This is a genomic window from Hahella sp. HNIBRBA332 (assembly GCF_030719035.1).
Classification (GTDB): Bacteria; Pseudomonadota; Gammaproteobacteria; order Pseudomonadales; family Oleiphilaceae; genus Hahella.
Map to the genome: position 1 here is coordinate 1592029 of NZ_CP132203.1, position 22407 is coordinate 1614435.

The 22407-nt window shown below is 54.7% G+C and carries 15 protein-coding genes; 8 read left to right on the forward strand and 7 right to left on the reverse strand.

Annotated elements, in window-relative coordinates; translation table 11 throughout:
• Window positions 1–5 precede the first annotated feature (5 nt).
• Window positions 6–866 (reverse strand): cytochrome c oxidase assembly protein, encoded by an 861-nt coding sequence (locus O5O45_RS07515; protein WP_305904604.1) that lies wholly within the window; start codon window positions 864–866, stop codon window positions 6–8.
• A 185-nt stretch (window positions 867–1051) separates the two neighbouring features.
• Between O5O45_RS07515 and O5O45_RS07520 the strand changes: the two genes are divergently transcribed.
• Window positions 1052–2104, forward strand: a complete 1053-nt coding sequence (locus tag O5O45_RS07520; protein WP_305904605.1) for a nucleotidyltransferase family protein — start codon at window positions 1052–1054, stop codon at window positions 2102–2104.
• Between the two features lie 58 nt (window positions 2105–2162).
• On the opposite strand, the gene O5O45_RS07525 is transcribed toward O5O45_RS07520, so the two are convergent.
• From O5O45_RS07525 to O5O45_RS07535, 3 genes are all read right to left on the reverse strand, one after another.
• On the reverse strand, window positions 2163–2873 hold the full coding sequence (locus tag O5O45_RS07525; protein ID WP_305904606.1) for a phosphoadenylyl-sulfate reductase: 711 nt from the start codon (window positions 2871–2873) through the stop codon (window positions 2163–2165).
• 245 nt (window positions 2874–3118) lie between these two features.
• On the reverse strand, window positions 3119–4042 hold the full coding sequence (locus O5O45_RS07530; protein WP_305904607.1) for a hypothetical protein: 924 nt from the start codon (window positions 4040–4042) through the stop codon (window positions 3119–3121).
• A gap of 685 nt (window positions 4043–4727) precedes the next feature.
• Window positions 4728–6590 (reverse strand): HAMP domain-containing protein, encoded by a 1863-nt coding sequence (locus tag O5O45_RS07535; protein ID WP_305904608.1) that lies wholly within the window; start codon window positions 6588–6590, stop codon window positions 4728–4730.
• Window positions 6591–6884: 294 nt separating this feature from the next.
• On the opposite strand from O5O45_RS07535, the gene O5O45_RS07540 reads away from it, so the two are divergent.
• The 6 genes from O5O45_RS07540 (at window position 6885) to mqo (ending at window position 16272) form a co-directional block, all read left to right on the forward strand.
• Window positions 6885–10610 (forward strand): nitrate reductase subunit alpha, encoded by a 3726-nt coding sequence (locus tag O5O45_RS07540; RefSeq protein ID WP_305904609.1) that lies wholly within the window; start codon window positions 6885–6887, stop codon window positions 10608–10610.
• A gap of 13 nt (window positions 10611–10623) precedes the next feature.
• A complete protein-coding gene (gene narH / locus O5O45_RS07545; RefSeq protein WP_216738049.1) occupies window positions 10624–12156 on the forward strand; it encodes a nitrate reductase subunit beta in 1533 nt (510 codons plus the stop codon).
• Between the two features lie 2 nt (window positions 12157–12158).
• A complete protein-coding gene (gene narJ, locus O5O45_RS07550) occupies window positions 12159–12893 on the forward strand; it encodes a nitrate reductase molybdenum cofactor assembly chaperone (RefSeq protein ID WP_305904610.1) in 735 nt (244 codons plus the stop codon).
• An 11-nt stretch (window positions 12894–12904) separates the two neighbouring features.
• Complete coding sequence (narI, locus tag O5O45_RS07555) at window positions 12905–13585, forward strand: respiratory nitrate reductase subunit gamma (RefSeq protein WP_305904611.1); 681 nt, start codon at window positions 12905–12907, stop codon at window positions 13583–13585.
• An 82-nt stretch (window positions 13586–13667) separates the two neighbouring features.
• Complete coding sequence (locus tag O5O45_RS07560; protein WP_305904612.1) at window positions 13668–14435, forward strand: peptidylprolyl isomerase; 768 nt, start codon at window positions 13668–13670, stop codon at window positions 14433–14435.
• A 343-nt stretch (window positions 14436–14778) separates the two neighbouring features.
• A complete protein-coding gene (gene mqo, locus O5O45_RS07565; RefSeq protein ID WP_305904613.1) occupies window positions 14779–16272 on the forward strand; it encodes a malate dehydrogenase (quinone) in 1494 nt (497 codons plus the stop codon).
• 136 nt (window positions 16273–16408) lie between these two features.
• Here mqo and O5O45_RS07570 read toward each other — a convergent pair whose 3' ends face one another.
• Entirely contained in the window at window positions 16409–18031 is a 1623-nt protein-coding gene (locus O5O45_RS07570) for an ankyrin repeat domain-containing protein (protein WP_305904614.1), read from the reverse strand.
• A 304-nt stretch (window positions 18032–18335) separates the two neighbouring features.
• Entirely contained in the window at window positions 18336–19673 is a 1338-nt protein-coding gene (locus O5O45_RS07575) for a CSLREA domain-containing protein (RefSeq protein WP_305904615.1), read from the reverse strand.
• A 236-nt stretch (window positions 19674–19909) separates the two neighbouring features.
• On the opposite strand from O5O45_RS07575, the gene O5O45_RS07580 reads away from it, so the two are divergent.
• Window positions 19910–20686 (forward strand): substrate-binding periplasmic protein, encoded by a 777-nt coding sequence (locus tag O5O45_RS07580; protein ID WP_305904616.1) that lies wholly within the window; start codon window positions 19910–19912, stop codon window positions 20684–20686.
• Here the strand turns inward: O5O45_RS07580 and O5O45_RS07585 are convergent.
• Window positions 20671–22398, reverse strand: a complete 1728-nt coding sequence (locus O5O45_RS07585; RefSeq protein ID WP_305904617.1) for a bifunctional protein-serine/threonine kinase/phosphatase — start codon at window positions 22396–22398, stop codon at window positions 20671–20673. The two genes, O5O45_RS07580 and O5O45_RS07585, sit on opposite strands and share 16 nt — an antisense overlap.
• Window positions 22399–22407: the final 9 nt, after the last annotated feature.

The window sequence follows — 22407 nt, forward strand, 5'->3', positions numbered from 1 at the left end:
AAATTTCAAGCGGCGCCGCTGAGAGCGCTGGAACTGCGGACGTTCACCATATCCTGGCGTCGGATATAGGATAACATCACCAAAATGGCGATGGCGCTCATCATCGCGGGGGGAATCCAGGTGATCACGCCGCCCACCATTTGGTCCGCCGCCGGCGCAATGGGAAAGGCTCGCCCGCAGATGGCGTAGATGTCATACAGTGTGGATTCCGATAACGTGATGTACGCGCCCAGCAGTATTTGGGGCACCATAATGGCCAATAGAATGATAATGCGCCAGCCGAAGGAAGGGCCTTGCTGAGGTGAAGGATTAAGAATCAGCCACCAAAACAGCAGACCATCCAGAAACATGCTCCAGTTCATCAAATGGTAAAGCTTCAAGTCCAGCATGGCGTAAAAGTGTATGGACGGCGTCAGCCAGAAAAAGATGATACCGACGAATAAAAAAGCGGCCAACGGGGGAAACTGCAGTATCCGGTAGCAACCCACAATCAACCCTGCGCCGGGAAGCGCTCTCCAGTCGACGTCGCGCAAGCGTTGCGGCGAGCCCGCCGCCAGCACTGACCATGGGGCCGCCAGAGCGATAAAGAAAGGCCCCAGATGATGCAGCACCAGATGCTGCAGGCGATGCGCGAAAAACAGGTATTGAGCGTAATAATCAAACCGTGTGTGCAGAACGGCGTATGTAATCGCTACGCCGACGAAGAATGACAGAGAGCGTGCGAAACTGATGGGGTGGCCCACTGCGCGCAACCTGCGCAAGCCGCGTATGTACAGCGTGACGGTGACCAGGGAAACTAAAACGACCGAAGGATAAAATTCCCAAGGAGTGAGAACGGTAATCCATGTCGGAGCACTATCGGGCATGAGCGACCTTTCCGTTACACCGCCGCGTTAACGTGAGGGCGGTGGTGATTTAAGTTATTGTTATTCAGATCTGTTCGACAGAGTTCTTGTTTTACCAGTCGCCACGTGAAATGACAATAACCGCCGTGCGGTGAAAAATACGGTACGCGCCGGCGAAATAACGATCTATATGACAGGAGTGAGTTTTGGGCGGTAACGCATTAAAAGAATACGGCGCGCAGCGCTTGTCCGCCGCGGAGGCTTTACGCATTGGCGAGAAGGCGCGTCATGCTGTCCAGGCATTGCAGAGTCATGACGGCGCGCCGGTGCGCGCGGAGATCGTCACCGCGTATCGGAAGAAAGAGACCTATGGCGATATTGATATGGTGGTCAGCGACTGCATTAAACGCGATCTTGGCAATGCTTTTATAGCTGAGTTACTGGGTAACGTATTGGGTGATGGTGAGCCGCTGCCATTTGTCGCCAATGGCGGTGTGGCCAGTTTTGGCGCTCCATTGGAGCGGGGCGGCGTGTTTCAGGTGGATCTGCTTTATACGCCAGCGTGTCAGTTCGATTTCGCATTAAGCTACTTTTCCTGGAACGACGCTGGCAACCTGATGGGGCGCGTCGCCCACAAAATGGGAATGAAATTCGGCCACAATGGCTTGTGGCTGCCGTTTCGGGATGGGGATTATTTGTTTACCGAGGTACTGGTGACTCGGGATTTCGAAAAGGCTGTCCGCTTTTTAGGGTTCGATGTAGCCCGTTGGAAGCAGGGCTTTGACGACTTGATTCAGTTGTATCAGTTTATTTCTGATTCCAAATACTTCGATAAGAACATCTATTTGCTGGAAAACCGCAGCCACAACGCTCGCGTCCGCGACGCCAAGCGGCCGACTTATACGGGCTTCCTCAACTGGCTGCGTGAGGCTTATACGGGCGAAGACTTTAAAGACTGGCCTGCGTGCAAATCCACCTGGTTGCCCCAGATCTTCGCCGAGTTTCCTGAGGCTGAAGCCGAATGGCGAGTCGCGGAGGCGGATCTGTCCCGTCAACGTGAGATCAAGCGTAAATTCAATGGCGGACTGGTCAGCGGGTTATCAGGCCTGACAGGAACGGAGTTGGGGGCGCTGATGCAGCAGATCCGTCAGGGTTTTAAGGATAAAGATGCGTTTGAAACGTTCATATTGGGTGCTTCGGAAGGTGAAATCGAAGACCTTGTGGTTACGCAGAAGGGCGCATTGGACGCGAAGGAGTAAGGGGAAAGGAATCAGGAGGTAACAGAGCGGCGGTATAACCGCCGCATTGCCATCAGGCTTACAGGTGCAGACCGCACTCGGTCTTTTCTTTACCCTGCCAGCGTCCTGCGCGTTCTTCCCCTTTTCGGGTGCAGTGCTCACAGCCAATAGAAGAGTAACCTTCGCTCACCAGCGGGTGGAAGGGGAGGTCGTGATCGCGAATATAGGCGTCACGCTCTTCTCTGGTGACATCAATCATCGGATTGAATTTGATGATGCCTCGGCGCTCTTCAAAAATCTGCAGGCCGGCGCGGTGCTCAGTCTGCCAGCTCATCAGACTGGACACCCAGATATCGTAATTCTCTTTCACTTCTTCCAGCGGCTGAACCTTGTTGACGGTGCAGCACAGGTCGGGGTCCGTTTCCCACAGACGTTCGCTTACAGAGTAAGCATGGTGGTGCCTGTCCGGTTTCACATCCTCCACATCCAACCCGTATAGACGGGTGAGGTAATCCCTATACTCCAGGGTTTCCTTGAAGTGGAACTGAGTATCAATGAAGTGAATTCGCTGTGAGGGACGGATGCGCGAAATAATATGCAAGAAATAGGCGGACGTGGCGGCGAAGGAGGACGTCACCAGCACCTTCTCCGGTGCGAAGTCCTGATACAGGCGACGGATACGCGCTTCGAAGTCAAGCGGGGCATAGGAGGCGTTCAAATCGGCGATGGCTTCGTAAGAAAGCCCTGCGCTATTGTCGCCTATGCGGGTTATCAGTTGCGCGCTGTTCATGAATCGGTCATCTCCAGACTACGGGTCATCAAGTCACGGGTTTCATGATACGGAACGAACATAAAATTTAAAGTAATAAAAAATTCTATTGTTATGCGTTTTTGTTAATGCAAGCAGGGGAGAAGGTTGGTTGTTTTTTATGTTGGTTTAGAGATGGGGGCGCTCTTAAGCAAAGCAGAACAGTGCCTATTGCCTGCTTCCTGGCTTCCTATAAACGAAAAAGCCGCCCGAAGGCGGCTGATGACTTAGCTTCCGATAGATGACTCAACCGTATTGGTCTGTTGAATCTTATGCTCCAGCGTATGAAGACTGCGGATGAGTTTAATCACGTAAACGAGGTAAGCGATGCTTAGCCCCAGCAGGATCAGTGACAGCAGCCCCATGAAGATCACGGTCGCTTTGTCAGGGTATCTGACGGTTACCGATATCAGAGTGATAAAAAGCCAGCCGCACAGCAGACTGATGAAGACATAGCGTACCCGATCCGCCAGAAGCGCCTCGCGAGCATTGACGTCGCCCAGGGCGCCTTTGACGGTTTGCGCCCAGCGGCTCAGGCTGCTGCACAACCAGAATATATTGAAAACCGGTATCGCCATCAGCCAGGCCATGTATTTGGGCGAATGCGGGCGCTTGCTTTCAGGAATAACCCGCCACTGAACGTATGTCATCAACATCAGTGAAACCAGTGAATAAGCGGTGGCGAACAGGTAAGCGATCAGGACGTAGATCAGCTCTTCACTTGAGCCATACATGAATGTGGACTTTTCCGAGAAAGCCAGAATGCTGGTGTATACGCCCATGACGCTGGCCGCCGCGAGTAGAGTAAGAGTGAAGCCTCCTAATGCCTTGGTAGAGTCCCTCAACCTGTCTACGCCTTCTTTCTTGAAAAGCAAAAAGCCGATGAGGGCGATAATCATCCCTTGTTGGAAACCCGCGCCAATCGCTGAATACAAGCCGAAAATGAACCTGTTGTCGCTCGTATCCAAATAAAAGGTGAAGGGGAAAAGCCAGTAATAAAATGCGCTCACAATCATACAAACCGCCAGGGCGACGACCAGCGCGCTGCTTCGGAAGTAGCGCAGCAAAATGATGGCGGCGAGGCTATTAAAGGTAACTGGGAAAAGATTCTGCGCCGTAAGCTTGGCGAACTCCACGAATGTCATATCCATAATGGCGGGCTTTCTATAGTAATGGGTTTCTTAATGATAGCCGGCGAGGATAAACGATAGCGTTATCAAAATAAAATTTCGCAAGCCTGTCATAGAGTTGTGAAAAAAATCGGAGGCGTAGACTGATCAGTGAAGAGATAAGAATGGGGGAGTTTAAAATTGCGGGGGCCAGAAAAACAAAAAGCGCAATATCCATATTGCGCCTTTTCCATTTGATGCTTCCTTTTGCCGGTTCCAGCGGCTCTTTTGCTATCCTTGCTGCAGTCCTTTGCGGGCTTTCCTTGCCGCGTTTTCGCATCCGTTGTGGCTATATTAGCCATGGCTTGGTAGGGAGGATAGACGACATATCTGCATTGCTTGTAGGATATCTCGCACACCCTGGCGTCCCGCCTGTTCATCCCTCAATCCTTCATCCCATCCAGCCCCGGTGTCCTTGCCTGCTGTTGTCTGACTCCATTCAGTCGACGCGTCCGAGCTCCACAAAGAAAAAGACGCAACGTTCCATGCTGCGTCTTCCGTGTCAGATGCTTCCTTTGATGCCTATTTCCGTCGGCGTTGGTCGTCCTTGTTGCTTCCTTGCTTCATGTCCTTATGTGTCAGCGCATCCTCTTGCTGCCTATATTAGGGTGGGAAGGGGTAGGAAAATAGACGCGATGTCTGCATTGCGTGTGAGATATTTCCTACATTATTCGGCGTATGAGATTCTACGCTCCTGCACGTAACTGGGCGTGAAGCTGAAAAGCACGCCGGTGCCGCCTTCCGGCATGCGCTGAATAGACAGTTCACCGTGCAGATTGCGGGTGCGCTCGCGCATAATGGCGAGGCCATAGTGGTTAAGTTTTTCCGGATCCTCGGGAATGCCGACGCCATTGTCAGTGATGGCCAATGTAACTTTTTTCATTGGATCCGAATGCAGCGACACCATCACCAGATTACCCTGAGAATGACGGACGGCGTTCTGCAGCGCCTCCCGCGTTATTTGCAGCAAATGAATTTCTTCATTGGGGGAAAAGGGAATGTCTTCCACCCGATAATCCAGCACGATTTTGACGTTTGTGCTTTGCTCGGTCAGTTGCTCGACGGTGTGTAAAATAGCCGCATGCAGGCCTTTCTCGGAAATGCTCAGGCGGAATGTGGTGAGCAGCTCGCGCAGCTGGCGATAGGCGGAGGTGATGCCTTCCTTCAGCTCAGCGGTAATACCGTCAATCTGTTCGTCTTCCACTTGTTTGGATTGCAAGGCGCGAGTGAGGCGCGCCACCTGTATCTTCAGGTAAGAAAGGCTTTGAGCCAGTGAGTCGTGCAGCTCTCGGGCGATAACGTTGCGCTCGTTCATCAGAGATACCCGCCGCTCCTGGTCGCCCTGATTTTTCAAACTCAGGGCGATCGCCACCTGATCGGCGAAGGATTGCAGCAACTGATGTTGCCAGCCTTCCAAAAACTGGCTGTTGCGCAGAGAGCAGACGATGACGCCATATTGCACGCCTTCCTTGATCAGCGGGTAGCGCACTTGCACTTCATCGTTCTCTCGGCAGACTTGTGCTTTTTCCACCATGCATTTTTCGCATTCCTGGCGCTGGCAGGTCGAAGGCAACTCCACCATGTAATCGTTGCGGATGTGTTCATAGGGAATCACCGCTTCAGGGGTTTTCAGGCACAGTTCGACGCCGCCGACGGCGGTAATGCTGGTGAGTTCCTCCAACCAGGCCTGAAAATCAATGTTCTCATGAGTTTTCTCACTGACCTCCCGGGCCAGGTGGTAGAGAAAGTTCAAGGAGTCGTTGCTGCGTTTCAATGCCTGGGTTTTGTTTTTGACTCGCGTCTCCAGCGACTCGTACATCTCCGATAGCGCAGCGCTCATTTGATTGAAGGTCTCCGCCAGCAAGCCCAATTCGTCGTCGTTCTTCACTTCCAGGCGATCACTGAAATCGCCGCGCGCGATTTTGCGGGCGTTTTGCGTCAGGCTGCGCAAAGGCAGCTCGACGTGATGATGGAGAATGAGCAGAGAGAAGCTGACCAGGGCGAAAGTGAGAAACAGGGCGCTGATTTGTATCAGGCGCAGGTTCTCGATGCGATCTTCCGCGCGGATTTGATAAAGCTGCACCAGATTGTCTATCTCATCGACAAACTTGTCGATCTTCTCGCCCAGCTCGTCCGCAATGCGGTGGTCCGGATTGCGGGCGTAGGTGGCGATAAAGCCACTGACATCTTTCTCCCAGCTCTCCCGAACCTGCAGGAACTGATGATGCAGCTCCGAAGAGTCGTCTTTCATGGCTTCCGCCACCAGCACAGGATTCTCGATGCGTTCTGCGAACTGGCGGGCCAGCGTCGCCACAAAGTCCGACGACGGCGCATCCAGGGACAGCAGTCGCGCCTGCATGCGGTAGCTCTGCATGCGCAGGGAGCCGGCGATATTCACCGCCTCGGCGTCTTTTTCCGCCGACTCGGAGATAAAGAAAGACGCCAGCATGGTGATCATCGCCAGCGACACCATGGCGATCATCAGGGCGCCCATACGGAAGATCAGTGACTTCTGGAATCGCGCAATCATCGTTTCAAACTCCTTCCAGGGGGGAGTACTACCAAAGAACCGAGACCTGTCGTTAGCTCAATCAATCTATGCTTCCAATGTATAACTTATTGAAAAATATGAACAACGCTTTTTTCGCCTCTACCCCCTAAGAGGTAGGCGCCAGAGGATACTGACGCGTCCCCCAAAAACCGCTTTGATTTGCATCAATTATAGTCCCCCGGGCTCTCCTAGAATGAATTTGAAATTAAAAAAACGACCTGTCTCTAACGCTGTGCTCCATGCTTCGAAGCAGGTTCTGATGAGGAGTCCGACATGAGCCATTTTCTGGATAGACTGCAGTTTTTCAAACGCAAAGGAGAGACTTTCGCGGATGGACACGGCGCCACCACCAAAGACGATCGTAGCTGGGAAGACGGTTATCGCCGTCGTTGGCAACACGATAAAATTGTGCGCTCCACTCATGGGGTGAATTGCACCGGGTCCTGTAGCTGGAAGATCTACGTCAAAGACGGTCTGGTGACCTGGGAAACCCAGCAGACCGACTATCCTCGCACGCGTCCGGACCTCCCCAATCATGAACCCAGAGGGTGTCCGCGGGGCGCCAGTTATTCCTGGTACATCTACAGCGCTAACCGGCTTAAGTATCCCAAGATCAGACAAAGCCTGATAAAGCTGTGGCGCGAAGCGAAGCAAAGGCACGACGACCCCGTCGACGCCTGGGAAAGCATTGTTGAAGATCCGGCCAAGGCCAAGTCTTACAAGCAACGCCGTGGTTTGGGCGGATTCGTGCGCAGTTCATGGGATGAGGTCAACGAGATTATCGCCGCCGCAAACGTTTATACCGCGAAGCGTTATGGTCCAGACCGTATCTCCGGGTTTTCGCCGATTCCCGCCATGTCGATGGTCTCTTACGCCGCTGGCTCCCGTTATTTGTCACTGATCGGCGGTAACTGTCTGAGTTTTTACGACTGGTATTGCGATTTGCCGCCGGCGTCCCCGCAAATCTGGGGCGAGCAGACCGACGTGCCGGAAGCGGCGGACTGGTACAACTCCAATTACATCATCGCCTGGGGCTCCAACGTGCCGCAGACGCGTACCCCGGACGCCCACTTCCTGACTGAAGTGCGTTACAAAGGAACCAAGACCTGCGTCATCACCTCGGACTATTCCGAGTGCTCCAAGTTTGGCGATACCTGGCTGGCGCCTAAACAAGGAACCGATTCCGCGCTGGCCATGGCGTTTGGTCATGTGATTCTGAAGGATTTCCATATCGATAATCCCAGCGAATACTTCACTGATTACGTGCGCCGCTACACCGACATGCCCATGTTGGTCATGCTGGAAGAGCATGATGGTTACTATGTTCAGGGGCGTTTCCTGCGCGCCTCAGATCTGGCCGGTAATCTAGGGCAGGATAATAACCCGGAATGGAAAACCATCGCCGTCAACGAAGCTTCTGGTGAGTTGGTGTCGCCTACTGGGTCAGTAGGATACCGCTGGGGCGAGCAGGGCAAATGGAACATTCAGCAACTGGACGGCAAATCCGGCGCGGAAGTCAAACTGGCGCTCAGTCTGAAAAATATCAGCGATGAAATCGCGCCAGTGGCGTTTCCCTATTTTGGCGGGCAAGAGCATGAGTACGACTACTTCCAGCACACCGATCACGATGAACTGCTGATCCGCAAAGTGCCGGTGAAGCACGTACAGCTGGCGGACGGCTCTACCGTAAAAGTCGCCTGCGTGTTCGACCTGACGGTGGCTAACTATGGCGTCGACAACGGCTATAACGACCCGGCGTGCGCCAAGGACTATTCCGACGATATTCCCTATACGCCGGCCTGGCAGGAAAAAATCACCGGCGTTCCGCAGGCGGACGTGATCCGCGTGGCGCGTGAGTTCGCCCGCAATGCGGATAAAACCCACGGCCGCTCTATGGTCATCGTCGGGGCTGCGCTGAACCACTGGTATCACATGGACATGAACTACCGCGGCCTGATCAATATGCTGATGCTGTGCGGATGCGTCGGTCAAAGCGGCGGCGGTTGGGCGCACTATGTGGGACAGGAGAAGCTGCGGCCTCAGTGCGGCTGGCTGCCTCTGGCGTTTGGCCTGGATTGGCAGCGTCCGCCCCGGCAGATGAACGGCACCTCCTTCTTTTATAACCATGCCGACCAATGGCGTTATGAAAAACTGCAGATGACGGAAGTGGTGTCGCCTCTCGCAGACAAAGGCAAATGGAGCGCCTCCATCATTGATTACAATACCCGCGCCGAGCGTATGGGCTGGCTGCCGTCTGCGCCGCAACTGGGTATGAACCCGTTGATGCTGACCAAAGAAGCGGCGGTGGAGGGCATGGACCCGAAAGATTACGCCGTCAAACTGTTGAAAGAAGGGCAACTGAAGTTCGCCTGCGAGGACCCGGACAACCCACAGAACTATCCCCGCAACATGTTTATCTGGCGCAGCAACCTGCTGGGCTCCTCCGGCAAAGGCCATGAGTACATGCTGCGGCACCTGTTGGGAACCAAACACGGTCTGCTGGGCAAAGATCTCGGGGAAATGGGCGAAACCAAGCCAGATGACGTGATTTGGCGTGACGAAGCGCCGGAAGGCAAGGTGGATCTGCTGGTGACGCTGGATTTTCGTATGTCCACTACCTGCCTGTATTCCGACATCGTGCTACCCACGGCGACTTGGTACGAAAAGGACGATCTGAATACGTCAGACATGCACCCCTTCATTCATCCTCTGTCCAAAGCGGTGGATCCGGTATGGGAAGCGCGCAGCGACTGGGACATTTTCAAAGGCATCGCCAAGCAATTTTCAGTTGCGGCGCAAGGCCATCTGGGCGTGGAAAAAGACTTGGTGACTGTGCCGATTCTGCACGACACTCCGGCTGAAATCGCCCAGCCGTTTGGCGTTAAACACTGGTGGAAAGGGGAGTGCGACCTGATTCCCGGCAAGACGGCGCCCAACATGGTCGTAGTGGAGCGGGATTACCCCAACACCTACAATCGCTTCACCTCCATCGGTCCGTTGCTGGACAAACTGGGCAACGGCGGCAAAGGCATCAACTGGGATACCAAAGAGGAAGTGGCGTTCCTCGCCAAACTAAACCTGACGCACGACGAGGACAGCGCCCGCGGCGGTCGCCCCAAAATCGAAAGCGCCATCGACGCGGCGGAAGTGATTCTGTCCCTGGCGCCGGAGACCAATGGTCATGTGGCGGTAAAAGCCTGGGAAGCGCTTGGGCGCGCTACCGGTCTTGATCATACCCATCTGGCGCGGCCGAAAGAGGAAGAGAAAATCCGCTTCCGCGATATCGTGGCGCAGCCCCGCAAGATCATATCCTCGCCCACCTGGTCGGGTCTGGAGGATGAGCATGTGAGCTACAACGCGGGCTACACCAACGTGCACGAGATGATTCCCTGGCGCACCATCACCGGCCGTCAGCAGTTCTATCAGGACCATGAGTGGATGCGTGATTTCGGCGAAACCATGTGCGTATACAAGCCGCCGATCAACCTGAAAACCACCTCGCCGGTGATGAACAGCAAACCCAACGGCAACAAGGAGATCCTGCTCAACTGGATCACGCCGCACCAGAAATGGGGCATTCACAGCACCTATTCAGACAACTTGCTAATGCTGACGCTGTCCCGGGGCGGCCCCATCGTGTGGATGAGCGAAACCGACGCCAAGAAGGCCGGTCTGGAGGATAACGACTGGATCGAGGTGTTCAATGTCAACGGCTCCATCGCCGCACGGGCGGTGGTGTCGCAAAGGGTGCCGGAAGGCATGGCGATGATGTATCACGCCCAGGAGCGGATCATCAATACACCCGGAGCGGAAATGACCCAAACCCGGGGCGGCATCCACAACTCCGTGACCCGGGCGGTCATGAAACCGACCCATATGATCGGTGGCTACGCGCAACAGTCTTACGGCTTTAACTACTACGGCACTGTAGGCTGTAACCGCGATGAATTCGTCATCGTACGTAAAATGAACAATGTTGACTGGCTAGATACAGAGTGATTGGAGACAGATTATGAAAGTACGCGCTCAAATCGGAATGGTCCTGAATCTGGACAAGTGTATCGGCTGTCACACCTGCTCCATCACCTGCAAGAACGTATGGACGTCGCGGGAAGGGGTGGAGTACGCCTGGTTCAACAACGTGGAAAGTAAGCCCGGCGTCGGCTATCCCAAAGAATGGGAGAATCAGGAAAAATGGAAAGGCGGCTGGAAACGCGGCGCCGATGGAACCTTGAAGCCGCGCATCGGCGGCCGTCATCGGGTGTTGGCGAATATTTTCGGCAATCCGGATCTGCCGACAATCGATGAATATTACGAGCCCTTTGATTACGACTATCAATATCTGCACACCGCGCCGGACCGCAAGCATCAGCCCACCGCGCGTCCGCGCTCGCTGATTGACGGCCGCCGCATGGAGAAAATCGAGTGGGGGCCCAACTGGGAGGAAATCCTGGGCACGGAATTCGCCAAGCGCCGCAAAGACAAAAACTTTGATCAGGTGCAGGCGGACATGTACGGCGAGTTTGAAAAAACCTTCTTGATGTATCTGCCGCGCTTGTGCGAGCACTGTTTGAATCCCGCCTGTGTGGCCTCCTGTCCCAGCGGCGCCATCTACAAACGGGAGGAGGACGGCATTGTGCTGATCGATCAGGACAAATGCCGCGGCTGGAGAATGTGCGTCTCCGCCTGTCCCTACAAAAAGATCTATTACAACTGGAAGAGCGGTAAGTCCGAGAAGTGCATCTTCTGCTATCCGCGTATAGAAAGCGGGCAGCCGACCGTCTGTTCGGAAACCTGCGTCGGCCGCATCCGTTATCTGGGCGTATTGCTGTACGACGCGGATCGTATCAAAGATGCGGCCTCTGCGGCTTCGGATCAGGATCTGTATCAGGCGCAGTGCGACATCTTTCTGGATCCCCATGATCCCAAAGTGCAGGAAGCGGCGCGGGCGGAAGGCATTCCGCAGGCTTGGCTGGAGGCGGCCATGCAGTCGCCAGTCTACAAGATGGCGATTGACTGGAAGGTGGCGCTGCCGCTACACCCGGAATACCGCACTTTACCCATGGTCTGGTATGTGCCGCCGCTCAGCCCGATCCAGAATGCCGTTGAGCAAGGTCACGTTGGCATGAACGGCGAAATTCCAGACCTGAAAAGCCTGCGCATTCCCCTGCGTTATCTGGCCAACATGCTGACGGCGGGAGATGAAGCCCCTGTAGTGCGGGCGCTGGAGCGTATGATCGCCATGCGCGCCTACATGCGCGCCAAGCATGTGGATAAGGTCGAGGATCTGAAAGTCCTGGAGCAGGTTGGTCTGACCAAATCCCTGGTGGAGGACATGTATCGCATCATGGCCCTGGCCAATTACGAAGACCGCTTTGTGATTCCCACCACTCACCGGGAATACGCAGAGAACGCTTACGATCTCAAGAGCAGTTGCGGCTTCAGCTTCGGCAATGGCTGCTCCGACGGAGACAATCCGGTGAACCTGTTTGGCGGCAAACAGGCGACGGTGCGTCAGGTTATACCGGTGCGGCAGGAGGATTAATCATGGTCATTTTGAAGTTGATATCCCGGTTGTTGGATTACCCTACCGAGGAATTGTATGCGAGTTCGGCGCTTGTCAGAGGCTTGGTTAAGGATGACCAGCTTCTGACAACCTTAACCCGGCGGCGTCTGGAAAATTTTATCGACGATTTTTTCAGTCGTGATTTATTGGATTTGCAGAGTGAATATGACGGCTTGTTCGAACGCGGCCGGGCGGTATCCCTGCACCTGTTTGAGCATGTGCACGGCGAATCCCGGGATCGCGGGCAGGCCATGGTCAACCTGTTGCAACAATACCGTGAGGCGGGTCTGGAAATCAGTGTGCGCGAATTGCCGGATTATCTGCCGGTTTACCTTGAGTTCGCCGCGACGCAGGGCGAACAGGCGAGAGGATGGTTACAGGACGTGGCGCATATTCTCGCTCTGTTGGCGGCGCGTCTGGAAGAACGCGAAAGCCCATACGCACTGTTGATTCATGCGCTGATCGAGCTTGCCGAAGTGGACGTGAATCTGGCTTCGTTGCGCGAACAGATCAAGGGCGAGGAGCGTGACGACACCCCAGAAGCCCTGGACAAAATCTGGGAAGAAGAAGCGGTGACCTTCACGCAGGACAGCGCCATGAACAGTTGCGGCGACGCGCGTTATCGTCCGGCGGCGAGTCAGCGCAAAGACGACGTCATGCCGGTGCAGTTACTGGACCCTGCGGCGATGGCCGAGCGCCAGTCCAATCTGGGTTGAGGAGAAATATCATGAACTATATCAATACACTTCTGTTTTCCGTTTATCCCTACATCGCGCTGGCGGTCTTTTTCCTCGGCAGTTTGATCCGTTATGACAGGGATCAGTACACCTGGAAAACCAGTTCCAGCCAGATATTTGAAAGCCGCCAGTTGCGCATCGGCAGCATCCTGTTTCATATCGGCGTCATCGCCATCCTGGCGGGACACTTCGTCGGTTTGCTGACGCCGAAAGCGGTGTGGCATGCGCTGGGCGTTTCCACCAGCTTCAAGCAGGCCATGGCGATGGGCATTGGCGGATTGTTTGGAATTATCTGCTTCGCCGGGCTGACCATTCTGATCAAGCGCCGCCTGACCAATCCACGGGTGCGCGCCAACTCCAGCAAAATGGATATAGCGATTCTGTTGTTGCTCTATGCGCAACTGATTCTGGGATTGCTCAGCATCTTCGTTTCCGCTGGTCACATGGACGGGACCGAAATGCTCAAGCTGATGAGCTGGGCGCAATCCCTGGTTACCTTTAATGCCGCAGATGCAGCGGCGGCGGTAAGCAGCGTGCATGTGATCTATAAACTGCACATCTTCCTGGGAATGACCCTGTTTCTGCTGTTCCCGTTCAGCCGGCTGGTGCATGTGTGGAGCGTGCCGGTGCGCTACTTTACCCGCAACTATCAAGTCGTTCGGGCGAGATAAAGGCCCTTTCCGCAACGCCCGCCCCGAGCTTTCTAATTGCAGAGGGCAGGGGCGACTTGCAAGAAGCACAGTGAGGAAGACCATGAGCACAGACATCAGCGTAAACGGCGTTGCAATCTCTGAAGCAGCGATGTGTCAGGAAATGCAGTATTTTCCCTCGGAAAGTCGTGAAGACGCGTTGAATCAGGCGGCGCGCGCCTTGATCATCGGCGAGCTGTTGCGACAACGGGCGCAAGCGCTGGGAATGGAAACAGACGGGTTATCCCGGGATGAAGTGATTGAACAACTACTGCAGCAAGAAGCCCCGGTGCGCGAACCAACAGTTGCGGAGTGCGAACGGTTCTACCAAGGCCATCCGCAGCAGTTCAGCTCATCTCCATTGGTGGAGGCCAGGCATATCCTGCTGGCGGCGGCTCCCGACGACGTCAAAGAACGCTCACTGAAGCTGGAGCAGGCCAAAGTGTTGATCGAGCGCCTGCAATCTCATCCAGAGCAGTTCGCCATGCTGGCGCAAAAGTTCTCCGCCTGCCCGTCCAAGGAGCAGGGCGGCTCGCTCGGACAGTTATCGCGGGGGCAAACTGTCGCCGAGTTCGAGGCGGCGGTATTTCGTCATGATCATGGTTTGATCGCCAGTCCCGTAGAGAGCCGATACGGCGTTCATGTGGTCTGGGTGGAGCGCAACATTCCTGGCGATCTTTTGCCGTTCTCATACGTAGAGGATAAATTGCGCAGCTATTTGCATGAGCTGGCTGAGCGTCGTGCGATTGTGGATTATTTGCACAGGCTGGTGGAGGCGGCGGAAATTCATGGCTACCGCTTTGCGCAGGACGGATCTCCGTTGCTACAGTAATATTTCTTATTTATTACAATGGGTTATGCCTCCCTATACTGGGTGGGGCTGACCCTGATGAAGCCGGGCTTGTCACAATAAATTATCCGTAAGCAATTAAACGCTCGTTTAGCGATTAAATTAAGGTATAATTGCGACCCCGTGGCCAGGTACGTTTGGCTTTTCGGGTTCTCTTCCAATATCGAGGCGACAGGAACATAGCCTCCGACAGAGCAGAAAAGCAAACGCTTCTCGCCAGGGGCGGACCTACTTATCTTTGACCTTTCGCCCAAATCCTCCATAATCGGCGGCGGTTTTAATGCTTGTCACCAGATTTTGATTTTCTTGCAAAGGCGCGATTGTAATGACTGTAAAAAAGGCGGATGTGCTGCTAGTCGGCGGCGGTGTTATGAGCACGACCCTAGGGACGATGCTGATGCAGTTGGACCCATCCTTAAATATCGTCATGGTGGAAAGACTCGATCATGTCGCCCACGAAAGCACATACGGCTGGAATAATGCAGGCACAGGCCACGCTGGATATTGTGAGCTGAACTACACCCCGGAAACCGGCGGTGGCGACATTGAAATCACCCGGGCGCTTGCTATCAATGCTTCTTTCGAAGTGTCGCTGCAGTTCTGGAGCTTTCTGGTGGAGCGCGGCGGACTGCCCAGTCCCAATGAATTTATCAACACCTGTCCGCACGAAAGCTTCGTTTGGGGCGAGTCGGACATCGCGTTTCTGCGCAAGCGTCATCAGTTATTGAGCGCTCATCACTTATTCAAAGACATGGAGTTCAGTGACGATCCCCGCACGCTGCAGGATTGGATGCCGCTGGTCATGGAGCATCGCGACCCCATGCAGAAAGTGGCGGCGACTCGCGTTCGCTACGGTTCCGATGTGGATTTCGGCTCTCTGACCCGCAATATGGTGGAGCACCTGCAAAAGAACGCCAACTTTGAATTGTTGCTGAGCCATCCGGTTAAGAGCCTGAAGCAAAAAACGGACGGACGCTGGACAGTGCATTTGTCCGACAGCCACAACGGCGGAAGCAAAACCATCGACGCAGGCTTTGTATTCCTGGGCGCCGGCGGCGGCGCGTTGCCGTTGCTGCAAAAATCCGGCATCCCGGAAGGCGACGGCTACGGCGGTTTCCCAGTCAGCGGTCAGTGGCTGGTGTGCAAGAAACCGGATATCGTCAAACGTCATTACGCCAAAGTATACGGTAAAGCAGCTATCGGCGCGCCGCCCATGTCGGTGCCGCACCTGGACACCCGCATCATCAACGGCGAGCCCGCGTTGCTGTTTGGACCCTACGCTGGATTCACCACCAAATTCCTGAAAACAGGCTCTTCTTTCGATTTGTTCGGCTCTATCCGCGCCAACAACTTTGGGCCGATCATGTCCGTGGGCATTAATAACATGGACCTGACCCGTTACCTGATTAAAGAAGCGATGCAGTCGCATTCAGATCGCGTGAAGTCGCTGCTGAACTACTTCCCCGAAGCGAAAGAAGACGACTGGACGCTGGCGGAAGCCGGACAGCGCGTGCAGATCATCAAGCGTGATGCGCAAGGCCGCGGCAAACTGGAATTCGGCACCGAGCTGGTGGCTTCCAAAGACGGCTCGCTGGCGGCGCTGTTGGGCGCTTCGCCAGGCGCTTCCGTAGCGGTGAAGGCGATGGTCGACGTGATCGAACGTTGCTTCAAGGATCGTTTGAGCAGCGCAGACTGGAACGCCAAACTGAAGGAGATGATTCCTTCCTATGGGGAGTCGTTGGTGGACAATGCAGAGCTGCTGCACCGCGTACGTTCCAGAACCTTGTCTGTATTGGGGCTGGATAAAAAACGCATGTAATGGTCGCTATGCGGTAAGTAAACTGCGCTTCCGCAACTGTCCAAGGTAAAAGGGTCGCTAAGCGGCCCTTTTTTGTGGGCGTATTCCTGGCATATAAAAACCGCCCTGAGGCGGTTTTAGAATGAATAAAGGGGCGTTATTGATTTACGCTCGCCTGAGACTGCGCGGCGAGATTTTTCAAATAGGCCGCATTCTCAGGCTTGTCGTTCTCTTCTGCGTAAGTCAGTGCAGTGTCGCCCAGACCGTCCACCAATAAGGGATCGGCCCCAGCCTTGATTAACAGTTCCAACATGGCTGTATCAGCATGTTGAGCTGCGTGCATCAGCGGGCTACGCAAGGTGCGGGTGATGTTGTAGCGGCAATCGTACTGGACCTCTGGCCCTGACTTATAACGATGGTTAACCTCCGCGCCTGCATTCAGCAGAGCCTGCGCGGACTCGGGCAAATTGAACTGAATGGCGTAATACAGCGCAGTTTTGCCGAAGCCGTTTTGATAGTTGACATCCGCCCCTTTGCTGAGCAACAAACGCATATTGTCCGGATTATGCACTGCAAAGAACAAAGGCGACTCATCGCCCTGATTAAGGTCTTTAACCGAATCCAGCAGGGTTTCGACGATTTCTGTCGATAACCCCAGTCCCAAGGCTGCGTTCAACGCTTGCAGGCGGGCGCTTTGGTCGGCGTCGGTGATAAGCTTTTGCACTGTGTCCAAGGCTGGCGGTTTGTCATTGAACAGCAACGTCGCCAGCGGCGCGACGGTGTAATCCTGGCTACTGGGATACGCCCCCGCCGCTCGTTGCAGGAACAAGTCCACGCCGGCTTGTGCGGCGGCTTGCGCTTTGCTGTCGTCCATGCCGAAGCGGCTGGCGTAGTGGGCGGCCAGATCGTTTTCCGCCTGTTGCATGACTTGCAGGTATTGGTGGTAGTAGGGCAGATTGTAGATGCTCTCCAGGGACCAGTAGCGGAGGTAGTCCAATGTCGCTGCGCGATAGCGCGCTCTGTCTTTCGCAGCAATGCGTGCCAGATTTACTTCCGGCGCGAAGCCTGCCTCAAGCAGTTGAAAGTGGTAATAACGCCATTGGACGTAAACAATCGTGCCTGTGCATGCATGTGAGCCTTGTTCGCTGCGGAACGCATCGCTCAATGCCTTCAAGTTCTGCAGGAACGGCTGTTCAGCCAAACTCTCGGGGCACTGATAGTCCACTTCCAGTGGACTGCCTCTGCCTGAACCAAGATCAGGAGCTTCCGAAAATATGCGCGCCGGCTGTGAGCTCATTTCCTCGCAAGTCAGCTTGCCATCTTCATAGGGCCCCAGGGTAAGAGTAAACGGCAGCTTTTTACCAGAGTGGGTCCAGTATCCCTTGATCTCGTTGGGTATGACGGCTCCGGCATTGTTGCTGTGGCCGGCGATGACGGTAGTGGTGAAGCTGCCGTCAAAGTTCTCTTCATCTCTGCCTTTGGGAGCGCTGCTTTCCAGGTGGATATTCGAGCCTTGAATGCCCCCATGCAGTTCGATGGCCGTTTTGTAGCGGTCGTAATAGTAGCCGCCTTTTACAGAACCGTTTTCTTCGATCGACAGCGTCATGGTGATCGGATACTGGTCGATGACGCCGTAGTATTTACTCTCAGCCGCCAACGCCGATGCAGTTGCGCCTGCCAGAAATAGCGCAGACGGAACCAGACGGGCGAGCCGCGTCAGGGAGTTCAGCATGCGGCCGGGCCGCGCGCACAAGAGATGGTTTGGGGATATTTTGTTCACAACTACTGTCCTGGTGTTGTAACCGACTGCGGATATTGCCGCTTTAAACGGCGCTCCAGTTTTTCCGCAATAAATAAAAATGTGGGACCCGGATCATAAACCCTAAATGGGCTTTTATGCAGTAAATTTTCGTAATTTCATTAGGTTAGTGGTTATTTACGACATAGGGTGAAGCGTATTTTTAATCAGTCCAGAGCGTCAAGAGGGAAGATTGCGGATGGGAGCTGATGGCGAGGATGGGGGGACGAAAAAAGGGAGCGTGTGAAGCGCTCCCCCGTTGGCTGTTCATCTCAACCGATGCGTATTAGGGCATGACGAATTCAAAAGAGCCCAAATCGCAATTCTCAACGCCATCGCCATTGCCGTCTTTGGGACGCACTACGCGACGTTGATCGGTTCTGGCGCAGAGACCCATGCCAGCGTCAATCGCCGGGCTGGTTTCACGCAGACGATGGGTTTTGGTCAGACCGGTATTGTCCATCAAAGGATAGAGCACTTGGGTGAACACGTCTTCGCTGGCCACTTCCATATCCGCCTTACAGTTACCTGCGCCGATGCCAGTCATCAGGCCTTTGTTGCGGTAGGATACGCCGTAGTCCGCACAGTCGGCGAAGCCGCTGTTGTCGAGCAGGTGGTTGCCGACCATCAGGCTGTTGCGCACGTTGACGTCGCCATAGTTATAGAAGCCATGGCCGGTGTTGTCCGCCAGGGTGACATGAACGACTTTCATGGTGGCGACGCCTTGCAGAGTCGGATTGGTGACGCCGTTCACCAGCGCTGCGCCATTCTCACCCAGAGCGATGTTGCCGCTCAGTGTGCTATTGCTTAGCCACAAGTCGGCTGCGTCATCGTTCAGAAATGCGGAACCGGTGGAGTCAGCGACGTTATTGGCGAAAGTCGTACGGGAGATATCCGCTACGCCGCGGTTGTAGACCGCACCGCCTGCGCCGGTCAGGCTTTCGTTCTCGGATGAGTTGTTTTCGAAAGTGGTTTCACGCACGAACAGGGAGCCGGTATTGTAGATAGCCCCGCCGTGGGCTTCGTCGCCTTGCGCACGGTTGTCGTCAAGGATGGACTGATAGATGTCCAGCATGCCTTCGTTGGAGATGCCGCCGCCGTTGCCGGGGTTCAGGTCGCCTTTGGTGACGTTGCCGGTGATGCGCATTTGACGCAGCATCAGTTCGCCATAGTTTTCGATGCCGCCGCCGTAATCACGCACGTTGCCGTTACGGATGGTGAAGCCGCGCAGTTCCACTTTGACTTCTTTCAGGACTTCGATGGCGCGGTCCAGGCCGTCCGCGTCGATGATGCTGATGTCGATGCCCTGACCCTCGATAACCAGGTCATCCAGGATGTCCAGATCGCCGTTCAGGTTTTCGTCTTCTTCATCCATGGCGCCGTCGGCGGGGATGGATAACTTGTAGACGCCTGCGTCCAGGATAATTTTATCCGCGCCAGCATTCTCGTTAGCCTGTTGGATAGCTTCGCGCAACGAACAGTCGCTGTCGCATACGCCATCAAAGCCGTCGGTGAATTTGGTGACTTGGAAGCTGGCTGCGCCTGCTGGGGCGGCAACGATGAGAGCGCCGAGGGTGAGTGAAGAGGTTAGCCGGGAGTAGCTTTTCGCTAATTTGTTATTCATGTCATTCCTTCCTTAGTTTTGATGTTGGCGCGGTTAGATACCCCTTTAACCACGCGGGCGTAAATATACTGGTTTAAAAAACAAAAGAGTAGGTAAAATGACTTAGGACAAACCGCTATATAAATCCTCTAGTTAGCGTTTTTTAACGGAAACTTGATCTGGATGCGCTTTTTCGTTTTTGATGCATACTTACTTCATTCCCTTGCAATGTTTTCTTAATGGCGGAGCAAACGAAAATGGCGAAGGCGTTGCTGCTGTTGATCGCTCTCGCCGCTCTATTGGGCGGTAAAGTGGCGGCCGCCGCGGACCTGATTGAGCTCAAGGCTGCTGCAGACCCCTGGCCACCTTTTATTGATCCCGAACACCCCCAGGGCGGCGTCTCTGTTGAAATCGCCAATGCTGCTTTCGCCACCCAGGGGTACAAGGTAAAGCAGCTTATCGTCCCTTGGGCGCGGGCGGTGGAAGGAACCCGGCGCGGAACCTTCGATCTGATTCTGGACGCGTGGTGGAGTCAGGAGCGCTCAGCGTTGTTCGCCTACAGCGCCCCTTATCTTATAAACGAAGTCAAATTCATCAAACTCAAGGGCGACCTGTTCGAGTATAAAGGGTTGCAGAGTCTGCGCGGCCGAGTGATTGGCGTAGTGCGAGGGTACGCCTACAACGACGCTTTCATGGAGGCCGATTACTTTACCCGTCTGGAAGTCACTCAGTTCATGCAAAGCGTCTTGATGCTGTCGCAGCGACGGGTCAATCTGACTCTGGAAGATGAACTGGTGGCCCGTTATCGCATCCAGCGGGAAGAGCCTGCGCTGTTGCCGATGTTGGAATTCGTGGAGCCGCCCCTGAGCGCCAACAAACTGTACGTTATCAGCGGCCTGGAAAATCCACGTCACCAGCAATATATCGACGCTTTCAATCGGGGGCTGGCCATTATCAAGGAGAATGGCGAGTTCGAGCGGATCCTGAAGGAAAACGGCCTAGTGGATGGCGAGCGCGTTCACGAAGGTCCCTGACAGGAAAACAGGACCAACACCAGCAACAAAATCAGCGCCCAGAATCCTGACAGCATCTGCCAGAACATGACCGGGCTGCGATCTTCCATCTCCAGGGGATTGTCTTGCAGGAACGCCGGATTAGGGTTCTTCAGATCTTGCAGCAACGCGTCCATGGTCTGATAACGTTGATCCAGATCGAACGCCACGCCTTTTTGCAGCGCCCGGTCGAACCAAAGTGGAATCACCGGGTTGAACTGCATGGCGGAGCGATAACGTAGGCGATCATAATCAAAACGAGACCGACATTCGTTGATTGGGTCGCCATAGGGCAGTTCACCTGTGAACATTTCGTAGGCGATGGTCGCCAGGGCGTAGAGATCGCCCCGCGCGCCGGTGTTCTGGCCTAACAGATACAGCGGGTCCGAATAGGAGGCGGTGCCCAGCGCAGCGACATGCTCCAGGGGACGGAAAACCTCGGCGACCCCCGCCACATAAACGGAGCCGAAGTCGATGATCGTCGCCTGGTTATCGGGACTGATGATGATATTGGCTGGTTTCAGATCCTGATGAATAGTGTCTTGGTTATGCAGCGCGGACAATCCGTCGGCGATTTGCTCGATCAGCGTAAAGGCGGTTTTGGGCTTGGGAAATGGATGCTCCTTGATCCATTGCTGCAGCGTGATTCCCTCCACATGCTCCATCAAATAATAAAGGCAGGTTCGCGGTTGCGGCTGCTCAATGATGCGCACCACATGGGGATTGTCGATGCGTTTGCCGATCCACTCTTCCTGAATGAAGCGGTCGATGTAGCTGACGTCGCCCAAATAGTTGCGCGATGGTGTTTTCATTACCCAGCGCTCGCCGCTGTCCTGGTCTCTCACCAGATACAACTGACTGCGTGAGGAAGCGAAAATTTCTTCTTCGACGACAAGACCGTCCAGCGTCATGCCGGGCTCCAACTCCGGAGGAAAGGGCAGGCGGGTTAACTGGCTGCTGTAATCTTCCAGCGTGGTTTCCGGTAAATCATCCACCGCCAGGACGATAGCGCTGATGTTATCGTTACTGCCGGCTTGCAAAGACTGTTGCAGCAACTCATCCACCGCCTCCTGTGCGGTGGGCGCATGATCGACGATGTGTTTGATCTGATCGTCGTCGAGAAAATCATGTACGCCATCGGAAGTGAGGATCAGAATATCGCCAATTTCCAGCGGGGTCTTGCCGTAATCAATGGGCAGATTGTTATCCATGCCGACCGCCCGGGAGAGCATCTTTCTACCACCTCCCAGACTGACGATGTGGTCCCGCGTCAGGCGGCTCAGTTCGCTATGACGCAACAGATAGATGCGGCTGTCGCCCACATGAAAAATATGCGCGGTGCGGGATTTGAGAATCAAGGCGGAAAAGGTGCAGAGATAGCCTTTGGCCTCATGCACGAACTCCTGGCTTTTGCGGTACAGTCTGAGATTGAGTGAGGAGAGTATCTTCTGTCCTGCGTGACTTACCGCCCAGGTGTCCGGCGTCTTCTGATAGTCGGCGATGAACAGGTCCACCGCTGTTGCGCTGGCTTCCTTGCCGGCTTCCGCGGAGCTGACTCCGTCCGCCAGTGCGGCGACGACGCCTTTGCTGTGCAGGCGTCGCTCCTGTGATGGGACGCACACCGCCACTGCGTCTTCATTTAGGGCTTTGACGCCGGCGGCGGTGATTGAGCCGTAGTGGACGATCAGAGGCATGATTGACTC